The sequence below is a fragment of the Limnobacter sp. 130 genome, assembly GCF_902506325.1.
GTDB lineage: Bacteria > Pseudomonadota > Gammaproteobacteria > Burkholderiales > Burkholderiaceae_B > Limnobacter.
In genome coordinates, this window is sequence record NZ_LR732330.1 from 416,178 (window position 1) to 435,704 (window position 19,527).

Here is a 19,527-nt window from a genome sequence, read left to right on the forward strand (position 1 = left end):
AATGATTTCATGCTAATTTACTGACATGGGGTGCTGCTGGGCATTGGACATATTGTCCCAGCCAGCAGATTTCACTTTCAAGCCATTGAAAATAAAAATAATATTGTTGCAAGCAAAGATTCGAGGAGAGCTTCAAATGTCCGGCACAAGTACAGTTCACGCGGAACAAGGCGTCACACCGGGCCACCACGGCAGCAACAGCAACGTCACACCCGGCGAAATTGCAATTGGGGTTGTGATCGGGCGCGCGTCTGAATATTTCGATTTTTTCGTCTACGCAATTGCGTCGGTGTTGGTATTTCCTGCAGTGTTCTTCCCTTTTGAAGACCCGCTCACTGGCACTCTGTATTCCTTCCTGATTTTCTCGTTCGCCTTCATAGCCCGCCCATTCGGCACAGTGGCGCTCATGATGGTGCAGCAAAAGTTTGGGCGTGAAACCAAACTGACAGTGGCCTTGTTCATGCTGGGTATTTCTACGGCAGGTATCGCCTTCCTGCCCAGTTATGCGTCGTTGGGCGCAGCAGCCATCGTGTTATTGGCGGTGCTCCGGATCGGTCAAGGCTTGGCTTTTGGCGGCTCCTGGGATGGCCTGCCTTCCTTGCTGGCGTTGAACGCACCTGAAAACAAACGTGGCTGGTACGCCATGTTGGGCCAGTTGGGCGCGCCCATTGGCTTTATTGTGGCCGCTGGTTTGTTTGCCTATTTGTTGTCTGCCTTGTCCAACGCTGACTTTCTGGATTGGGGTTGGCGTTATCCCTTTTACGTGGCATTTGCCATCAACGTAGTGGCCTTGTTTGCACGCCTTCGCTTGGTGGCCACCAGTGAGTACGCACGCCTGCTGGAAGAACGCGAACTTCAACCCGTCAAAGTGACCGAAATTGTGGGCTCGCAAGGCCATAATATTTTGGTGGGTGCGTTGGCTGCCTTGGCCAGCTATGCCCTGTTCCACGTGGTTACCGTATTTCCGCTCTCGTGGATTGCGCTGCACTCCGAGCGCTCCATTTCCGAATTTTTGTTGATTCAAATTGCAGGTGCCGTGTTAGCCGCAGGTTCAGTCGTGTTGAGTGGTGTGATTGCCGACAAGCTGGGGCGCCGCAATACATTGGGCTTTCTGGCCATTTTGATCGCCTTGTTCAGCTTTTTTGTACCCCACATGATGGATGGTGGCTACAGTGGTCAAAATGCATTCATCTTGATCGGCTTTGTGTTGTTGGGTCTTTCTTATGGGCAAGCCGCTGGTGCGGTAACCGCCAACTTCAAGGCAAAGTATCGTTACATGGGTGCGGCACTTACATCTGATTTGGCCTGGCTGGTGGGCGCAGGCTTTGCGCCGCTGGTGGCCTTGGGTCTGGCCGCTCACTTTGGCCTGGAATACGTAAGCTTGTATCTGCTTTCGGGTGCAGTGGGTTCACTTGCCGCGCTGAGCCTGAACCGTGCACTTGAGCTGAAAGACTAACCCTGAAGTTTTATATGATTTTCAACACGAAATACCCAATTGTGCAGGCACCCATGGCGGGTGTTCAAACCAGTGCCTTGTGCATTGCAGTCAGCAATGCTGGTGGCCTGGGCTCCCTGCCCTGCGCCATGCTCTCGGCCGAACAACTTCGTGCTGAACTACTGGCAATTCGTGCTGGTACAGACCAGCCTTACAACGTCAATTTTTTCGCCCACACGCCACCGGAAATTAACGCAGCACGCAATTTGAAATGGAAAAACACCCTTGCGCCTTATTACCGTGAATTTGGCTTGAATATTGATGAATTCCCAAGTGGCCAAGGGCGTACGCCTTTCAATGCCGAGTCAGCCGAACTGCTTGAAGAATTCAAACCGCCCATTGTTAGTTTTCATTTTGGCTTGCCAAAACCGGAATTGCTGAAACGCGTGAAGGCCATGGGTGCGCAAATTATTTCGTCGGCCACCACGGTTGACGAAGCAATTTGGTTGCAGGCCAATGGCTGCGATTTCATCATTGCGCAGGGGCTGGAAGCTGGCGGGCACCGCGGGCATTTTTTGAATCATGATTTGAACTTGCAAATGGGTACGTTCGCCCTGCTGCCCCAAGTGGTTAAAGCAGTTCAAGTACCGGTGATTGCAGCAGGTGGAATTGCCAATCCACAAGGTGTGGCAGCTGCAATGGCTCTGGGTGCCAGTGCAGTGCAAGTGGGTACAGCCTACCTGCTTGCGCCAGAATGCAGCACCAGCGCCATTCATCGCAAGGCCCTGCAAAGTGAAGCGGCCCGCCACACGGCGCTGACGAACTTGTTCAGCGGTCGGCCAGCGCGCGGCATTGTGAACCGTGTCATTCGCGAATTGGGGGCTTTGTCTGAATCGCCTCCCGAATTTCCATTGGCCACACCCGGCATTGCCCCCTTGCGAGCCAAGGCGGAAAGCATGGGCTCTGGTGACTTTTCGCCATTGTGGGCGGGCCAAAACGCCAGTGAATGCACTGCAACGGCTGCAGCCGAGACAACGCGCCGCCTTGTCAGTACTCTTTTGCCCGTAAAGGACTGAATCCAATAGAGGTTTTTTGAAGTAGAAGTGGTATAAACATCACAACAACTTCACGAGACATGCAACACCCAACAAACCCCGCCTCACGCCGAAAAAACGTGCTTATTGCGCTATGCGCGCTTCTCGTTCTGGCGCTTGTCGCGGGTATCTTCACTTACAAAACCACAAGTAAACCAGCCAGCACTGTCAGCGCCATTGACTCGGGCTTTGCACGCAGCATGCTGTTGCACCATGCCCAGGCCATTCAAATGTCGATGATGATGCGCAGCGAGGCGTCTCCTGAAATTCAAGCCTTGGCTCAGTCCATCATCATGAAACAGACGCGGGAAATGGGCGTGATGGAAGGTTGGCTCACAGCCTGGAATGAACCCGTGATGTTGGCAGGTCAGCCCATGGCTTGGGTGGAAAACGCAAGCCATGTGCGCCATCTGGATGACCAGTTGTACCAGGCCCAATGCAAAGCCGACGGTGGCGCCATGGCTGGCATTGCCACACCGGAGCAACTGGAACAACTCAAAAATGCCAAGGGTTCAGAGAAAGAAGTTCTTTTTCTTGAGCTGATGCTGGCCCACCACCGTGCAGCCATTCCCATGGCCTGGTTTGCAAACCGAAACGGCCAGTCCAGCCTGGTTAAAGCCCTGGCCAGCAGCATGATCCGCGACCAAGGCATGGAGATTGGCTGGATCCAATTGAAATTACAACAAATCAAAAATTCCTGAAATGGAGACATTCCCAATCATGTTAAAGAAACCGACACAAGTGGTACTCGCCGCCTTGTTGTTGCCCACGCTGGTCGCGGGCTGCCTGGGCGGCTCAGATTCCAGCAGCAACGTGGGTGCGCGCACCAATTCCAGTCAAGTGGTCAACGGTTTGAATGTAACCGCCACACCGCAAAGCCAATGCGGCCCGGGCTCGCGCCCTGAAACGGGCATGCAAGGCCGCGTTTCGCAGGCAGACCATGACGCAGGCCTGGCCACAGCTGGTTTTACGTGCAACACACAAATGGTGGGCTCGTTCGCGCCTGAACGCGTGATCGGTACCGTAGGTGGCTTCAAAGTGGAACGCTACCGCGACAAAGCAGGTCGCGACTGCGCATTCGCAGACAGCACCTTGTTGTTCCCCACCAATATTCTGGACATGGAATTGGGCGTGAATGTGTTCGACATGAGCGACCCCACCAAGCCAGTGCGCACTACACGTTTGATTACGCCTGCGATGTTGTCGCCGCATGAATCACTGGTGGTGAGTCAGGAAGGGGGCGTTTTGGCTGCTGTATTAGGCAACCCTGCATTTGGCCCGGGTATTGTCGATATTTACGATGTGTCAGAAGACTGCCGCAACCCTGTGTTGAAATCATCCACCCCTTTGGGCCTGTTTGGCCATGAAAGCGGTATTTCTCCCGACGGCAAAACATTTTTCTCAGGTTCGCCCTCCACTTCCACGCTGGTGGCGCTTGATATCTCCAACCCCAGCCTGCCACGCCCACTTTGGGCAGGGCAATATTCATCACACGGATTGTCGATTAGCCCCGATGGCAACCGCGCCTATGTGGCCAGCATTGGCGACCCTGCTGGCATGCTGATTCTGGATATTTCTGATATTCAGGCCCGCAAAGCCAACCCGGAAGTGCGTGAAGTTTCCCGTCTAACCTGGGACACGGTGACCATTCCACAAAACGCAATTCCGTTTACCCGCAATGGTAAAAAGTATGTGATGGAAGTTGATGAATATTCAGGTGGCAACAGTGGACCCTTGCCTGTGGGCGCGAATGGTCCCAATGTGGGCGCGGCTCGAATTATCGATATTTCAGATGAAACAAAACCCAAGGTCATTTCAAACTTGCGGCTTGATGTACACAACATTGCCAACCGCGAAGAAATTGCCAACGACCCGGGCGCACAAAACCCGACAGGTGGTTACGCAGGGCATTACTGCAACATTCCAACGCGTGTGAACCCCACCATTGTTGCTTGCAGCATGATTTTGTCTGGTTTGCGAATTTTTGACATTCGCGACCCCGCCAACCCTGTTGAAGTGGCCTATTTCAACGCTCCGGTGAAGCCGCGTGTGTTAACTTTGCCAGCACCTGCCAGCAACTGGGCCATGTCCAGCCCGGCATTTGTGCCTGAACGCAAAGAGATTTGGTACACCGATGGTTACCAAGGCTTTTATGTGGTCAAGGTCACCAACAACGCTTGGAAATAATTCAACCGGAATTTATCTCAATGAACTTTCAGTATTTGAATCTTGAAGTAGCAGAACGCGTGGCCACTGTCACGATCAACCGGCCCGACAAGGGCAATGCCTTGGCGCCTGATGTGCTTGAAGAAGTAACGGCGATGTTCAACGCGCTGGGTACAAGGCAAGACGTGAACGTGATTGTGTTCACCGGTGGCGAGCGATACTTTTCAGCAGGCTTTGACCTGAACGAAATTCGCAAACTGGAAAAGGTTAACAACGAAGCCTACACTGCCCTGTTTCACCGCGCATACCGTGCAATTTTGTTTTGCGAACAACCCGTGATTTGCGCTGTGGGCGGCGCCGCAATTGCAGGTGGGTTTGACTTGACCATGATGTGCGACATTCGTTATGCATCAACACGCGCCAAGTTCGGGCAGCGTGAAATTGTGTTGTCGCTGACCCCCATCATGGATCCGCTGTGGCGCATCATTGGCATGGGTCGAGCCAAGGAAGTGGCGCTGACTGGTCGCATTTATGATGCGGCTGAAGCCGAGCGCATGGGCTATGTCAGCAAGGTGTTTCCCGAAGGTGAACTACTAAGCTCGGTTGCGCAAATTGCGCGCGACATGGCGCAATACGACCGCGCCTGCTTGGCTGAAACGAAGCGGCTTTCGAATGTGGTGTTGAACCAGGATTTGGACATGTCCATGCGAACTCAAGAATGGCTGTTCAGAAGTTACATTGGTTCCGAAGACAACCACCAGCGCATTGATGCGCTGCAAGCACAATTGGCTGCAGCGCGGAAAGCAAAAAGCTAAATCTGTTTCAACTGTAGCGCGCGTACTCCACGGGGTCGTGCGCACAGAACAGCTCAACTTCATCGCCGCTGCTTTTCACCAACTCACGCAAACGCGCCTGCGTCGCAACGCGCTCTGCAGGCAATGTTTGCACCAGCTTTTCAAAAAATGCCACGCCCGCAGGCATGGGGTCTTCGTGCTTCAATGCCACTTCGCTGCGGTGAAAATAAGCATCGCCACAATGCAGTAGCCACTTACTACCCGACTCGTTGCCCTGCTTCACCGCCACACCCACATGGCCGCGGGTGTGTCCAATCAAGGGCACCATCAGCAAATCAACACCGGCAATCGGGCGAATGGCTTGAAAGCCATACCAGGTTTCAACTGGTTCTGAATGAATGACCCACTGTGGGCCATGCTCAAACTGCGCTTTTCTGAATCGCATGGAATCGCGCAAACTCGGGTTGATCGCATGCCGGTGTTCTGGCTCAAACACATGCACCTGCGCATCGGGAAAATCGCTCAAACCGCCTGCATGGTCCAAGTCGAGGTGAGTCGGCACAATGTGCTTCACATCACTCGCGTTAAACCCCATGGTCTTGATTTGCTCAATGGCTGTTTCTTCCATTTTCAATTGTGGTGCCAACATGGCCATAAAACCGGTGCCCAAGCGCCTTTTTGGCTCGAGTATATCGCCCGTGCCCACGCCGGTATCCACCAAAACAAGACCCTGCTCGCTTTCAACCAACAAGCAATGGCACACCATGTTCGCCCGTTCAAAAAAACCACCACTGCCGTTGATCAAGCGTTTACAGATCGGGCACATGGTGCCGCAATTCATGTGGTGAATTTTCATCAGTCAGATTCCGTGTGGTTGTGTGTATTCAGTTTAAATTGCAACCCATCCACAATGCCTTAAGCTGTTCAATTCTCCAACTCCTGAACCAACAATTCAGCAAAATAATCACAAGGCGGGCGCTTGGATTTCGAACTTCTGGACAACACCACCTCCACGGGCTGCAACGGTGGCAAGCCCTCCGCTGTACCCAGTCGCACCAGGTGCGAAGGCACGCCACACTGGGCCAAGGGCGCAATTGCAAGGCCAGCGTCTACCATACTCACCAAACCCTGCACGGCCGGGCTTTCGTACGACATGCGATAGGGAATTTTTGCTTGCTGCAAGGCTTTCAGAGCATGGGCACGTGCGGTGCTGCCCTCACCAAACACAGCAAGCGGCAACGGGCGCTCTTTCCAGATATTTTTGTTGCTGGGCGAGCCAGCCCACACCAAAGGTTCCATTCTCAACAACACACCAGGACAACCCTTGGTGCGTGTAATCACGGCCAAATCCACTTCATTGTCTTTCACCAATTGCGCAATGTGCTGGCTGGGCCTGCCCACCACTTGAATTTCCACCCTGGGGTAAGTGGCAGAAAATTTGCGCAACACTGGCGGCAGCAAAGACGAAGCATAGTCATCGGGCACACCGATACTGACACGCCCAGTCAATGCAGGCCGGGTTAATTCTGCAAACGCCTCATCCCGCAGAGCCAACATTTGTCGGGCATAGCCAATCAAAGTGTGTCCCTCAGCTGTCAACTCCAGGTTTCGAGTGTCGCGCAAAAACAGAGGCTTACCTAGCAAGCTCTCCAGCCCCTTGATTTGCATGCTGACCGCCGAGGGCGAGCGATGTACCAAAGCAGCACCAGCTGCAAAGCTGCCCGAGTCAGCTACTGCAATCAACATGGCCAAGGCATCCAGATCGAGTTTTTTCATTTAATCAGTTTTTCTGAATAATTAGTTCAATTTAATTCGTTTTACGAAACTTATCCAGTGTTCAATAATTCACCTCGCAATTCACTCAACAAGGAATTCTTCAAGTGCAAGACCTGAGTTCACTGTATGCATTTTTAGTGGTGGGCAGTTTGCTGTCCATTACCCCCGGTCCCAACATGATTTACGTGATCTCACGCTCAATAACACAAGGGCGGCGCGCCGGGCTGACTTCGCTGGGCGGCGTCATTGTGGGCTACCTTTTTTACATGTTTGGTGCTGCATTCGGAATTACTGCTTTTTTTAAAACACAGCTTCATGCCGCGCAAATACTCAGCGCCTGTGGTGCGGTGTACATGGGTTGGCTGGGCTGGAATACCATTCGCCCCGGCGGTCGTTCACCACTTGAAATTCGCGACCACTTACCGCGCGAACATACAGGCAAACTATTCGCGATGGGTGCCACCACCAGTTTGCTGAACCCAAAACTGGCTTTGATTTTTCTCACTTTGTTGCCGCAATTCATTGATGAAACCCAAGGCGAAATGTTGCAGCAGTCGCTTTTTTACGGCGGCTTGTTAATCTTCATGTTCGCCTTCGTGAATGCTGGCATGGCCCTGTTCTCGGGCAGCATGGCTGCTTTTCTTGCGCGTAAACCTGGCTGGCTGTTGGCTCAGCGTGTGGTGATGGGTGTTACCTTGCTGACCTTGAGCGCAGAGATGGCATTGCAGGCTTTGGGTTGATATGCTGTAGTGTGTTACGGTCAGTTTTACCGAAGGAAGTACCCCATGTCGCAAGCGTCCATGCCACTGTTTCCGTTGGCAACAGTCCTGTATCCACAAGGTGTTTTGAATCTTCAAATTTTCGAGGTGCGCTATCTCGACTTGATGAAAAAATGCCTGCGTGACAACACACCCTTTGGTGTGGTCAGCCTGCTCGATGGCAATGAAGTTCGCCGCCCCGATGAACAAATTCAGTTGGCCAAGTTCGGCACACTGGTCAATATTGAACACCACGAATTCACCACGCCCACATTGATGAACATTTCCACCGTGGGAACACAGCGTTTCAAGTTGCTGAATGCCGAACAAGAAAAAAATGGTTTGTGGATGGGCGAGATACAAACCCTGCCCGCTGACTCCGTGGTTGAAATACCCGACTACCTGCAAGGCAGCGCCAATGCCCTGGCCAACCTGATCAACTCAATCGACGAGCAAGGAATTGCCGAGGATCAATTGCCATTTCGCAAACCCTATAAATTGATGGACAGCGGCTGGGTTGCCAACCGTTGGTGCGAACTGCTGCCCCTGGACAAGCCCACCAAACTACAACTGCTGGCTTTGGACAACCCATTGCTGCGGCTTGAGTTGATTGACGACACTTTGGCAGCGCAAGGTTTGCTCAAAAGTTGACCAAACCAGCAATGCGACCTACTATTGCGCCATGCCTACCTTCAAAAAACATGCCGCAGCCGCACTGCACGCCTTGCTCAACTGCAAGGCACGCTGCCGCGCGCGTGTTTGCCCGCCGGCCGCACATTCTTAAGCCCGGCGATCACCCACCCTACCCAATTCGCGCACACCACACGCATCGCCGGGCACACTCCAAGCGCAACAGCCTGAGAGTTAAACATGAAGAAATTACGCACGCCCGAGCGATTGATGAACGAACTGGATTTGGCCCGCATTTCCAAATTGACTGCTCCATTCCCGCCGGAATTGCTGGAGGCGATTGATGATTCTGAAGTGATCACGCCGAAAGAAATTCCTGCCGACGTGATCACAATGAACAGCCTTTTTACCGTAGTTGAAACAGAAAGTGGACACAGCAACAAACTGATGCTGTGTTACCCCAACGATGCGGAACCTGCGAAAGGCTATATTTCCGTACTGTCGCCTGTGGGTGCCAGCTTATTGGGTCGTAAAGCGGGCACGCTGGCACAATGGGCAACCCCGAACGGAGAACAGCATTTCGCAGTGGTGAAGGAAATTCTGTTTCAGCCCGAGGCCAGCGGCGATTACACAACTTAAGTTGTTTAAGTGTTGGCTGTGATCACCACCTTGCCCACCACTTTTCTGTCCAACAAATCTTGCAGGGCCTGTGCGCCCTGCGAGAGTGGATACACCTTGGACACCAGTGGTTTCAGTTTGCCTTGTTCGATCAAGGCAAACATTTCACCCAGGTCTTTGATGAAATCGAACAACTGACGATTCACAAAGTCACCCCAAAATACACCCACAATCGCTGCGCCTTTAAGCAAGGGCAAATTCAGTGGAATACTTGGAATTTCACCGTCTGCAAAACCGATCACCAAATAGCGCCCACTCCAGCCAATGCTGCGAAATGCCGGTTCAGCATACTTGCCACCCACCGGATCAAAAATAACATTCGGACCTTTACCGCCAGTCAATTCTTTCACGCGTTCACGCAAATCGCTGGTGCTGTAATTAATTAATTCATCAGCTCCGTTCTCTTTGCAAATGGCCAGCTTTTCTTCCGTAGAAGCGGCTGCAATCACTTTCGCACCCAAGGCCTTGGCAATTTGAATAGCAGCCAAACCCACGCCACCTGCAGCACCCAACACCAACAGGGTTTCACCTTCTTTCAGTTGTCCACGGGCTTTCAATGCGTGGTAGGAAGTGCCATAGGCCAAGGTGAACGAGGCAGCAGTTTCGAAATCAATGGCCGCAGGCATTGGGATAATCTGCTTGGCTTGCACCAGCACTTTTTCAGCGAAGGCACCGTGTGTGCACATTGCAATCACGCGGTCGCCCACTTTCACGTTCTTTACACCGTCACCCAGTGCAGCCACCACACCAGCCAGTTCTGCGCCCGGCGCAAAGGGCAAGGCAGGCTTGAACTGATACTTGCCCTGGATAATCAAGGCATCGGGAAAATTAACACCAGCGGCTTTCATGTCCACCACCACTTGGCCTGGGCCCGGCTGCGGGTCGGCGGTTTCCTCATGCACCAGGGTGTCGGGCAATCCCAAAGTTTTACACAGCAATGCTTTCATTGTTTTGTCTCCTTCTTATTTTGGCAGTGTGGGATTTTGTTGCCCCAGAATTTCTTGCATACGGGTTTCAATCACCGGGAACATGTAGCTGTGTGGAATCACATAGAAACGGTTCTCTGAAATTGCATTGAAAGTTTCCACGGCCATGTCATCTGCAGTTAACTGCCCGCTGGCAATTGCCTTGCCAATTCGCTTGTTCAGTTGAGCAGAAAATCCCTCGATTGGCATGGTTTGCGCCACATCACTGGGTCGGTTGCGCTCGGAATTGCCAATGCCTGTCGGTACCCATGCCGGGCACAACAGAGAAACACCCACCGTTGATTGAGTCATTTGAAGCTCAAGGCTCAAGGTTTCACTTAGCGTTACCACACCGTGCTTACTCACGTTGTAAGCCGCCATGCCGGGGTTAGACACCAACCCTGCCACCGAGGCTGTGTTCACAATATGCGCCGCGCCGCCCTGTGCCTGCATGCGGGGAAGAAATTCAGAAATGCCGTGCACCACACTCCACAGGTTCACCTGCAACACCCATTCCCAATCGGCCACGGTGTGTTCCCACGTGGTGCGCGCCAAGGCCACTCCCGCATTATTGAACAGCAAATGCACGGCGTTGAATTTTGAATATGCTGCATCGGCAAGGGATTTTATTTCTGCTGCATGGCGCACATCGATGCGCAACGCCAACACCCGATCAGCCGGCAAGTTCAGTTGTTCTGTCGCCGCAAGAAGTGCAGCCTCATCAATGTCGGCCAGCACCATGTTCATGCCCTGTGCTGCTGCATGTTTGGCCAAAGCCAAACCAATGCCGCTGGCCGCCCCAGTGATCACGGCGGTTTTGCCGTTGAATTCATTCATGGATTGTTGTCTCCGAATTTCTTCTTTTGCTTTTCAGCTTCTGCTGAGTTAAAACCAGATTAACAGAACCAAAGGAACAGTTTTATCTCAGAGGCTTTGCAATGAAAAATCGATTAAATAAGTTGTTGGCGATGTCAGTCTTGCTGCCGTTGTTTTGGATTGGGAATAATGCCTGGGCCAGCTGCACCTACGCCACCATTGCCAACCCCCACCCCGATGGAATTGGCAAATCGTATTGCGACCGTCAAATTTCAAAAGTAATGGGTTGGCAAGGTGCGCCCTGGCTTGAGCGCCCTCAACGCCTTGAAGAAGAGCGCACCGATTTGCTGATCCAGAAATTGAATTTAAAACCCGGCATGGTGGTAGGCGACATTGGCGCGGGCACAGGGCACATTGCCCAAATGATCGCCGACAAAATTGCACCGAACGGTGTGGTTTGGGCAGTTGATATTCAGCCGCAAATGATCAAAATGCTGCAAAAGAAGGCAGATGGTTTACCCAAAGGCCGCATGCAAATTCGACAATCGGGCGAGAAGAACTTGAACCTGCCCGACCGAATACTGGATGTAGCGATTATGGTCGATGTGTATCACGAGCTTGAATACCCGCGTGAAACGCTTCAATCGCTGATGAAGGCTGTAAAAAAAGGCGGAAAAATTGTGTTTGTAGAATACAGGGCCTTTGACCCCGATGTGCCGATTAAAGCGCTGCACACCATGAGCGTGGCACAGGTTCAAAAAGAAGCGGAAAACCTGGGGCTGAAATACGAAAAAGCCGAAAGCCTGAGCTGGCAGAACATGATTACGTTCATCAATCCGTAATTGAGTCGTAATGCCAGCGCAACACGCCCTGCCCTGCAGCCATTCCGGTTGCAAAACAGGCAGTGAGCAAATAACCGCCAGTGGGTGCTTCCCAGTCCAGCATTTCACCTGCCACAAATGTACCCGGCTTGTGCGTCAGCATGTAATTGCTGTCCATGCCTTCAAAACACACACCACCTGCTGTGCTAATTGCCTCGTCGATGGGGCGTGTTGCGTGAACAGTAATCGGCAGGGCCTTGATGGTTGAAACCAGTTTGTCAGAATTCTTGAAACCATCTTTACCCAACACTTCATGCAACAGGGCCAACTTCACGCCTGCAATTCCCAATTTGCTCTTGAAGTAGCTGGACATGGACTGACTGCTGCGAGCCAAACCCGCCACGTCAGTTCGAACCCGATCAACACTGCGCCCCGGCAACAAATCGAGCGTGAAAGTTGCACTGCCCTGCGCATTCAACCGTTGGCGAATCTCACGCGAGAATGCATAAATCAGGCTACCCTCAACACCGTACTGGCCAATCACCATTTCACCTGGCCGCTCGGTTTCCAGACCTTGCAAGTTGGTAAATTTCAAAGCCACCGATTTAAGCGGTGCGCCTGCAAATTTCTCGCGAAGGTAATCGCTCCACTTCACCTCAAAACCGCAATTCGCGCTTTCAAGTTCAGCCACGCCAACACCAGCGCCACGCAAGAGGGGCACCCACGCACCATCGGAACCGAGCTTGGGCCAGCTTGCACCGCCCAGCGCCAGTATTGTGGCCGTGGGTGAACATTCAACTGAACCATTCGGCGTAGAAAATTGCAATTGACCCTGCGCGCACCAACCTTGCCACCGGTGGCGCACATGCATGCGCACACCCTTGCTTCGCAATCGATGCAACCAGGAACGCAACAAAGGCGCTGCTTTCATTTCCTTCGGGAACACCCGGCCTGAGGTACCCACAAAGGTTTCAATACCCAAACCATGCACCCATTCGCACAATTGCTCCGGTGTCATCAAATCAAGTGTGGCTTGTAAATGCGGTTGCCGGTCTGCATAGCGGGAGCAAAACTTTGCGTACTCTTCGCTGTGCGTAATGTTGAGCCCACCAATGCCAGCCAACAAAAACTTGCGCCCAAACGAAGGCATGGCATCAAACACATCCACCTGCACGCCCGCATTGCTGAGCACCTCCGCGGCCATCAAGCCCGCAGGACCGCCGCCAACAATGGCCACTGATTTATTCAAGGTGTCAGGCATGCAGTGATAGGCTTAATTTGAAGTTGAATTGCGAAGTGGTTTAAGCAAGTGGCTTAAACCGTTGTGGTCAATTTCCTGCATCAAGGCAAGCAAACGACCAATTTCACCTTTCGGAAAGCCCTCACGGGCAAACCAGTTCAGGTAATTGCCGGGCAAATCTGCAAGCAACTTGCCCTGGTGCTTACCAAAAGGCATTTTCATGGTCACAAGCTTTTGTAGATCGTCTGGATTCATTTAAAAATTATAAAGCATGAAGCCCGCCGCCCAGCAAGGTTTACCCTTGCGCGTTAAATCTGTACCCGCGTACCCAACTCCACCACCGCATTCGAGGGCAACCTGAAAAAATCCACCACACCGCCTGCATTGCGACTCATGGCAGCAAAAAGTTGCTCGCGCCACCTGGCCATGCCCGAACCCGCCGTGGGCACCACGGTTTCACGGCTCAAAAAGTAAGTGGTTTCGAACAGAGAAACTTTTAGGCCCACCTCGTCAGTCAACTCCAAAGCCTTGGGAATGTCAGGCGTGTTCATAAAGCCATAGCGCACCGTCACTTGCCAAAACCCGCGGCTTAGCGAATTCACTTCAACCCGGTTCAAATTGCCAACCCAAGGCACGCTTTCAAACACCACCGTCAATATCACGTTCGATGCATGCAGCACCTGGTTGTGTTTCAAGTTGTGCAGCAAAGCCATGGGTACTTTGTCAGGGTCAGCCACCGGGTACACGGCAGTGCGGTAAGCACGGTTAATTTGATCCACATTCAGTGTGGGCAAAAAATCGTTCAAATCAATGCCGTCTTTCTGAATACTTTTCATCAGCAACTTGCGGCCACGCCACCAGGTAGACATGGCTACAAACAAGGCCAAGCCCAACACGATCGGAAACCAGCCACCATCCAGCAATTTGAATGCGCAGCTAACCACCAGCAGTATGTCGATCAGAATGAAGAAGATGGTGGCCCCCACCGACAACCATGCAGGCAGACCCCAGCTGTGACGAATCACAAAGTAGGTCAGCGTGGTGGTGATCAGCATGGTCAAGGTGACCGCGATACCATAAGCCCCCGCCAGGTTGGAGGAATTATGGAACATCAATACCGCCAGCAACACGCCCGCCAACAACAACCAGTTTACGGCGGGCATGTAAATTTGGCCCGACTCTTTGGCGGAGGTGTAGTGAATTTTCATGCGCGGTAAAAAGCCCAGCTGAATGGCTTGCTTGCTCATGGAATACGCACCAGAAATAACCGCCTGCGATGCAATAATGGCGGCCATGGTGGCCAAGGCCAATGCAGGAATTACCATGGTTTCGGGGAACGAACGATAGAATGGATTTTCAATGGCGCTGGGGTCTGCAATCAACAAAGCCCCCTGCCCCAGATAATTCAAAGCAAGGCTTGGAAAAACAAAGAATGTCCATGCTAGCCGAATTGGTTTTTTCCCGAAGTGTCCCATGTCGGCATATAGCGCTTCTGCGCCGGTTAAGGCCAACACAATTGCGCCAAATGCAGCAAACAAACCCCATCCTCTGTCGAGCACAAATTGAACGGCATGCACCGGGTTCAGTGCGTATAAAATTTTGGGTGCACTGGCAATATTGACAATGCCCACCACGCCCAAGGTAATAAACCACACAACAATAACAGGGCCAAAAAACTTGCCCACCACCGAAGTACCGTGACGTTGAACAGCAAACAGCCCAATCAGGATCAATACACTAAGCGGAATAATGTAGGGCGTTAAGGTGGGCGTAATCAGCGTCAGCCCTTCCATGGCACCCAGCACTGAAATAGCTGGTGTAATTACGCTGTCGCCATAAAAAAGCGTGGCACCAAACACACCAATTAACAACAACACAGTTTTCAGTTTCGGGTTCTTGCGAACTGCTTCCGAGGCCAATGCGGTAAGCGCCAAGCCACCGCCCTCGCCATTGTTGTCAGCCTTCAAAATCAGGACCACATACTTCAAAGTGACCACCAACATCAAGGCCCAAAAAATGACGGAAATGGCGCCAGTTAGATTCTCGGGATTCAATGGCACGCCACTGTTCTCGCCAAACACTTCCTTAACTGTGTACAGCGGGCTGGTCCCAATGTCGCCGTACACAACGCCGATGGCACCCAAGGTAAGTGCGGCCAGGCCAGCTTTGGTTTTGTCTTTTGATTCGGGTTTGTTCATGTTTGCAACGCATCTGCAGTGTGAAAACAGCCTGCATCATGCGCTGCAACATATAAGGAAGTTATAAGGAAACTTATTCGCTGGCTAACATACGATAGCCAACACCGGTTTCCGTCAAAATAAAGTGTGGGTCTGCGGGGTTGTTCTCAATTTTCGCGCGCAACTGGCCAACATACAAGCGGGTGTATTGGGTGTGCTCAAGGTACTCCGCACCCCACACATCAGCCAACAATTGCCGATGGCTTACAGCCTGCCCGGCACTTCGCACCAGGCGAGCCAGTAACTCATACTCGGTGGGCGTTAATTTGATTTCAGCGCCTTGCAGGGTAATTTCACGCTTCACCAGGTCAATGTTCAAACCATCACGCTGATACATCAAAGTGGCTGGCTGCGCCAAATTGCCACGGTGGCGCAAGGCCACACGGATGCGTGCCAATAACTCGCCTACGTTAAAGGGCTTCACCAGGTAGTCGTCAGCCCCGGCATCCAGTAATTCAATTTTGCTGTCTTCATGCGGGCGCGCTGAAATCACAATCACTGGTGCACTGCCTGCCCGGCGGGCCAGTTCCAAAAAGCTTTTGCCATCGCCATCGGGTAAACCCAAATCCAGCAAATACAAATCAAAAGCCTGCCCATCGGGCTGATTGGCCAACAAGGCTTTGGCTTCAGACAAACTGGCCGCCGTGGCCACCGAATGCCCTTCCGTGATCAAAGTGTTGCGCAGCGCCTTGCCCAGCTCGCGGTCGTCTTCAATCAACAAAATACGAATGCTCATGTGTTGTTGTCCTGCACCGCGGCCAAGGGCAACGCAAAGGTAGCCAAAACGCCCTGACCGGAATTTGCTGGCGAGGAAAAACTCAAACGGCCCGAATGAACCTGCGCCACGGCATGGCAAAGCTGCAAGCCAATGCCCAAACCCCGGAATTCATCACCCTGCAATTTATGTTGACCCTGCATGCCCTGCCCACGGTCTGCCACTTGAAACACCACCTCACCCTGCTGTTGCAACACAAGCAATTCGACTGAACCAGGAGCGCCCGAATGTTTCATCGCATTGTCAATCAGATTGTCCAACACCTGCTCCACCAGCACCATATTGCAATTCACCAAGGGCAAGCCAGCATCAACTTTCACGGTGGGCAAATACAGGGTCTTGCGTTTTCTCAGGCGCTGCAACACGGCCGCTACCATGTCCTCAACCGATTCCAGTTGCATGGGCACCTGCACCTGTTCACCACTAAGCCGCGCCAGCGTCAGCGTGTTGTCGGTAAGGCGTGCCACCTGCTGCGATTCCTCTTGAATCAACTCAGCATAATGCCTAATTTCATCTTTGCTCAAACGGTCAGTTTGCTCCAGTATCGCCGAGGCGGAAGTCATGATACTGGCCAGCGGTGTGCGCTGATCGTGCGCAATCGATGTTAAAAACAAGCTGCGGGTTTTCTGGGTTTGTGCCGATTCACGTGCACTTTGGGCACGTAACACATTGTCTCGACGCTCGCAGGCAAGGCCCATTTGATCCAACAGTGCCTGCGCGTCCCGCACCCACAAAGTCTCGTTAAAATCAACATCACCACCCACACACACGCACACACCATAGGCTTTCGATTTTCCACGCATGGGCAGGTAAAGGTCTTCAAGGTTGTCGTAACGCCCAGTGCTTTTCCCCAGCGCCTTGTTCTCTTTCAGGCAGGCATTGAACGCTTTGATTTGTGCAGCATTCAGTGAATCAACCTCCGTAGCAGTAAACTCCACAACCACTTGTGCACAACCCTCGGCCATGCCAAGCAACAACTGCTGTAAATCTGAAAGCAGTTGTTCCGGCTTGTCGACCTCACGCAGCTTTTCACTCCACTGCATCAGCTGCAAGGTGCGCTGCGCCTGTTGCCGCTCAAGCGCAGCAATTTGCTTTTGACGCCGCAACAAATAGGTAACCAGCCACGACACACTCATCATTGTGATCAGCAAAATGCCATGCTCGTGAAGGTCAACATGAAATGTGTGCACGGGGGGCACCATTTGGTAGTTGAACATGAGTACCGCAAGCGCGCTGAGTGCCAACGAAAGCGCCAAAGGCAATAAAAGGGAATAGATGGAGGACACCAGAATGAGCACCACGGGCGCATTGGAAATCGTAACCCAGTCGTGCGGGTAGGCAAGCACCAACATCAGGGTGGCCCACAGGGCAATGCCCAAAACACCAGTCAGCAACGTGATCGATTTCATGAATTCATTTATCCAGAAGCTGTAGTTAAGCGTTCAATCAAATGCCTTGCAAAAGGCGTCAAATTGTCGTTATTTCGAATGCACACTTGCAAATTGCGTTTGGCCCAGGGTTCATCCAGGTCAATCACAACCAGGTCAGCTCTTGGCGAGCCATCGTGATTCACCAAGGCGCTGCGGGGCACCAAACCAACACCCACGCCCGCCGACACCATTCGACACACTGCCTCAAAGCTTCGAACCTGAATACGAACATCCAGGTGCCGCCCCAGTGCAGCGGCTGCATTCAGCGTAAAGGTGTGAATCGAAGAACCCGCATGCAACATGACAAAAGGATCGTCCAGCACCTCGCTGAATTTGATACGTTTGCGACGTGCACGCGGGTGGCTCAAGGGTGCAATCAACACCAGGCGATCCGAACGGTAGGGTAACAGCCTTACATCAGCCCCCTCCACTTCCTCGGCCACCACACCAACATCCACCTCGCCACGAACCAAAGCCATCACAATATCAAGGCTGGAGTGCTCCTCAAGCGAAATACTGACCTGCGGAAAGTCTTTCAGAAAGGCCGACAAATCGGCCGGTAAATAAGTATGTGTGGCATGGGTATTGGCCCACAGGCGAACATGTCCACGCACACCCCTCGCCAAGGGAGAAAGGTCGGCGTGCATTTGCTCAAGCTGGGCAAACACACGGCGAGCATGGCGCATCAGCGTTTCGCCAGCGGGCGTTAAGGTAACGCCACGCGCCTGCCGGGTGAACAAAGGCGTGCCAATTGCTTCCTCCAGGCTTTTAAGCCGATGGCTGGCTGAAGATGGTGCAAGGTTTACCTGCTGCGCACCGCGGGTCAGATTGCGCGCCTGAGCAATGGCCAGAAAAACCCGAAGGTCATCCAGGTCGTAACGCAAAGGATTCGTCATTTTCGAACGCTCATGTGCAGAAATAGCAATTTTCATTCAATTCTAAGCGGTTCATCATTCGATCCACAAGAACTCTGCACACAATCATGATTGCCACTGCCACCCTGTACTTCAACCGCATGTCGCCCGAACGCATAGGCGTACTGCTTGCAGTGTTGGCCGCCACAGGTTTTTCCATGAAAGCAATTTTCGTGAAACTGGCCTATGGTGCAGCACCCATCGACCCCATCACCACCTTGTCGCTGCGCATGCTGTTTTCATTGCCCCTGTTTTTGTGGATAGGCCGCAACGTGTTGTTCAGTGGCCCCGCCTTAAGCCGAGGAAATTGGGGCATGTTGGTGGCTTTGGGTTTGCTGGGCTATTACGGTGCCAGCATTCTCGACTTCATGGGTTTGCAATATATTTCGGCAGGCTTGGAAAGGTTGATTCTGTTCACCTACCCCACCATTACTTTGCTAATCGGCGTGCTGTTCATGGGCCATGCGCTGAGAAAGTCGCAAGTGGCTGCGGTGGTGCTCTCATACGTGGGCATTGGTATTGCGTTTTGGCATGACTTGAGTTTTACCGAGAACACCACTGAATTGTTGTTGGGCGCAGCCCTGGTTTTTGGCTCGGCCATTTCATATGCGCTGTACAGCGCAGGCACCGAGGGCATGGTGCGCAAAATCGGTTCACTGCGATTCGCTGTGTTGGCCACTTTAGTATCCACAGTGGCCACGCAAATTCATTTTGTGAGTAGCCAGCCAATCAGCGACCTGGTGCAACCTGCGCCGGTTTATTTCTATTGCGCAGCCATGGCCGTGTTTTCAACCGTGTTGCCCGTGGTGTGGCAGTCGATGGCCATACGCTCAATAGGTTCGGCACGTGCAGTGTTAATTGGCACATTGGGCCCAGTGCTTAGCATTGTGTTTGCATGGGCACTTCTGGCTGAACCCATTTCCGTGTATCAGTTGATCGGTGCAGGGTTTGTGCTGGCTGGGGTGTACCTGGTGTGGCGCACTCGCTAAGCGGTGTCA

General features: G+C 52.5%; 20 protein-coding genes. 10 read left to right on the plus strand and 10 right to left on the minus strand.

What is annotated here, in order from left to right:
• Window positions 1-136 precede the first annotated feature (136 nt).
• From FRIGORI9N_RS10975 to FRIGORI9N_RS10995, 5 genes are read left to right on the plus strand one after another with little or no spacing between them, the layout of a single operon-like run.
• On the plus strand, window positions 137-1,456 hold the full coding sequence (locus FRIGORI9N_RS10975; RefSeq protein WP_159570787.1) for an MFS transporter: 1,320 nt from the start codon (window positions 137-139) through the stop codon (window positions 1,454-1,456).
• Between the two features lie 14 nt (window positions 1,457-1,470).
• The gene (locus FRIGORI9N_RS10980) at window positions 1,471-2,511 is read left to right on the plus strand and encodes a nitronate monooxygenase family protein (RefSeq protein WP_159570789.1); all 1,041 of its coding nucleotides are present in this window, start codon (window positions 1,471-1,473) and stop codon (window positions 2,509-2,511) included.
• A gap of 59 nt (window positions 2,512-2,570) precedes the next feature.
• Window positions 2,571-3,230, plus strand: a complete 660-nt coding sequence (locus FRIGORI9N_RS10985) for a DUF305 domain-containing protein (protein WP_159570791.1) — start codon at window positions 2,571-2,573, stop codon at window positions 3,228-3,230.
• A 19-nt stretch (window positions 3,231-3,249) separates the two neighbouring features.
• Window positions 3,250-4,716: an LVIVD repeat-containing protein gene (locus FRIGORI9N_RS10990; RefSeq protein WP_159570793.1), complete on the plus strand. Its 1,467-nt coding sequence runs from the start codon at window positions 3,250-3,252 to the stop codon at window positions 4,714-4,716.
• A gap of 20 nt (window positions 4,717-4,736) precedes the next feature.
• Window positions 4,737-5,510, plus strand: a complete 774-nt coding sequence (locus FRIGORI9N_RS10995; protein ID WP_159570795.1) for an enoyl-CoA hydratase/isomerase family protein — start codon at window positions 4,737-4,739, stop codon at window positions 5,508-5,510.
• Window positions 5,511-5,517: 7 nt separating this feature from the next.
• Here FRIGORI9N_RS10995 and FRIGORI9N_RS11000 read toward each other — a convergent pair whose 3' ends face one another.
• Window positions 5,518-6,345, minus strand: a complete 828-nt coding sequence (locus FRIGORI9N_RS11000) for an MBL fold metallo-hydrolase (protein ID WP_159570797.1) — start codon at window positions 6,343-6,345, stop codon at window positions 5,518-5,520.
• A gap of 68 nt (window positions 6,346-6,413) precedes the next feature.
• Complete coding sequence (locus tag FRIGORI9N_RS11005) at window positions 6,414-7,265, minus strand: LysR substrate-binding domain-containing protein (RefSeq protein ID WP_159570800.1); 852 nt, start codon at window positions 7,263-7,265, stop codon at window positions 6,414-6,416.
• A gap of 104 nt (window positions 7,266-7,369) precedes the next feature.
• On the opposite strand from FRIGORI9N_RS11005, the gene FRIGORI9N_RS11010 reads away from it, so the two are divergent.
• The 3 genes from FRIGORI9N_RS11010 to FRIGORI9N_RS11020 all read left to right on the plus strand — a co-directional run bounded on the left by FRIGORI9N_RS11010 (window position 7,370) and on the right by FRIGORI9N_RS11020 (window position 9,292).
• Entirely contained in the window at window positions 7,370-8,005 is a 636-nt protein-coding gene (locus FRIGORI9N_RS11010) for a LysE family translocator (RefSeq protein ID WP_159570803.1), read from the plus strand.
• Window positions 8,006-8,050: 45 nt separating this feature from the next.
• On the plus strand, window positions 8,051-8,674 hold the full coding sequence (locus tag FRIGORI9N_RS11015) for an LON peptidase substrate-binding domain-containing protein (protein WP_159570806.1): 624 nt from the start codon (window positions 8,051-8,053) through the stop codon (window positions 8,672-8,674).
• A gap of 219 nt (window positions 8,675-8,893) precedes the next feature.
• Window positions 8,894-9,292: a GreA/GreB family elongation factor gene (locus FRIGORI9N_RS11020; RefSeq protein WP_159570809.1), complete on the plus strand. Its 399-nt coding sequence runs from the start codon at window positions 8,894-8,896 to the stop codon at window positions 9,290-9,292.
• 5 nt (window positions 9,293-9,297) lie between these two features.
• On the opposite strand, the gene FRIGORI9N_RS11025 is transcribed toward FRIGORI9N_RS11020, so the two are convergent.
• Window positions 9,298-10,278: an NADPH:quinone oxidoreductase family protein gene (locus FRIGORI9N_RS11025; protein ID WP_159570812.1), complete on the minus strand. Its 981-nt coding sequence runs from the start codon at window positions 10,276-10,278 to the stop codon at window positions 9,298-9,300.
• A gap of 15 nt (window positions 10,279-10,293) precedes the next feature.
• Window positions 10,294-11,133, minus strand: coding sequence for an SDR family NAD(P)-dependent oxidoreductase (locus FRIGORI9N_RS11030; protein ID WP_159570815.1), 840 nt, complete (start codon window positions 11,131-11,133; stop codon window positions 10,294-10,296).
• Between the two features lie 101 nt (window positions 11,134-11,234).
• On the opposite strand from FRIGORI9N_RS11030, the gene FRIGORI9N_RS11035 reads away from it, so the two are divergent.
• Entirely contained in the window at window positions 11,235-11,954 is a 720-nt protein-coding gene (locus FRIGORI9N_RS11035; RefSeq protein WP_236550873.1) for a class I SAM-dependent methyltransferase, read from the plus strand.
• Here the strand turns inward: FRIGORI9N_RS11035 and FRIGORI9N_RS11040 are convergent.
• The 6 genes from FRIGORI9N_RS11040 to FRIGORI9N_RS11065 all read right to left on the minus strand — a co-directional run bounded on the left by FRIGORI9N_RS11040 (window position 11,944) and on the right by FRIGORI9N_RS11065 (window position 18,511).
• Complete coding sequence (locus tag FRIGORI9N_RS11040; RefSeq protein WP_159570820.1) at window positions 11,944-13,194, minus strand: TIGR03862 family flavoprotein; 1,251 nt, start codon at window positions 13,192-13,194, stop codon at window positions 11,944-11,946. The two genes, FRIGORI9N_RS11035 and FRIGORI9N_RS11040, sit on opposite strands and share 11 nt — an antisense overlap.
• A 12-nt stretch (window positions 13,195-13,206) precedes the next feature.
• Window positions 13,207-13,428 carry a DUF3820 family protein gene (locus FRIGORI9N_RS11045; RefSeq protein ID WP_159570823.1) on the minus strand — a complete coding sequence of 74 codons (222 nt, stop codon included), beginning with the start codon at window positions 13,426-13,428 and terminating at the stop codon, window positions 13,207-13,209.
• Between the two features lie 53 nt (window positions 13,429-13,481).
• On the minus strand, window positions 13,482-15,371 hold the full coding sequence (locus FRIGORI9N_RS11050) for a potassium transporter Kup (protein ID WP_159570826.1): 1,890 nt from the start codon (window positions 15,369-15,371) through the stop codon (window positions 13,482-13,484).
• A gap of 73 nt (window positions 15,372-15,444) precedes the next feature.
• Complete coding sequence (locus FRIGORI9N_RS11055) at window positions 15,445-16,146, minus strand: response regulator (RefSeq protein ID WP_159570829.1); 702 nt, start codon at window positions 16,144-16,146, stop codon at window positions 15,445-15,447.
• Entirely contained in the window at window positions 16,143-17,594 is a 1,452-nt protein-coding gene (locus FRIGORI9N_RS11060; protein ID WP_159570832.1) for an ATP-binding protein, read from the minus strand. The genes FRIGORI9N_RS11055 and FRIGORI9N_RS11060 overlap by 4 nt, the downstream gene beginning before the upstream one ends.
• A gap of 8 nt (window positions 17,595-17,602) precedes the next feature.
• Entirely contained in the window at window positions 17,603-18,511 is a 909-nt protein-coding gene (locus FRIGORI9N_RS11065) for a LysR family transcriptional regulator (RefSeq protein WP_236550874.1), read from the minus strand.
• A gap of 86 nt (window positions 18,512-18,597) precedes the next feature.
• Between FRIGORI9N_RS11065 and FRIGORI9N_RS11070 the strand changes: the two genes are divergently transcribed.
• Window positions 18,598-19,518, plus strand: coding sequence for a DMT family transporter (locus tag FRIGORI9N_RS11070; RefSeq protein WP_159570835.1), 921 nt, complete (start codon window positions 18,598-18,600; stop codon window positions 19,516-19,518).
• Window positions 19,519-19,527: the final 9 nt, after the last annotated feature.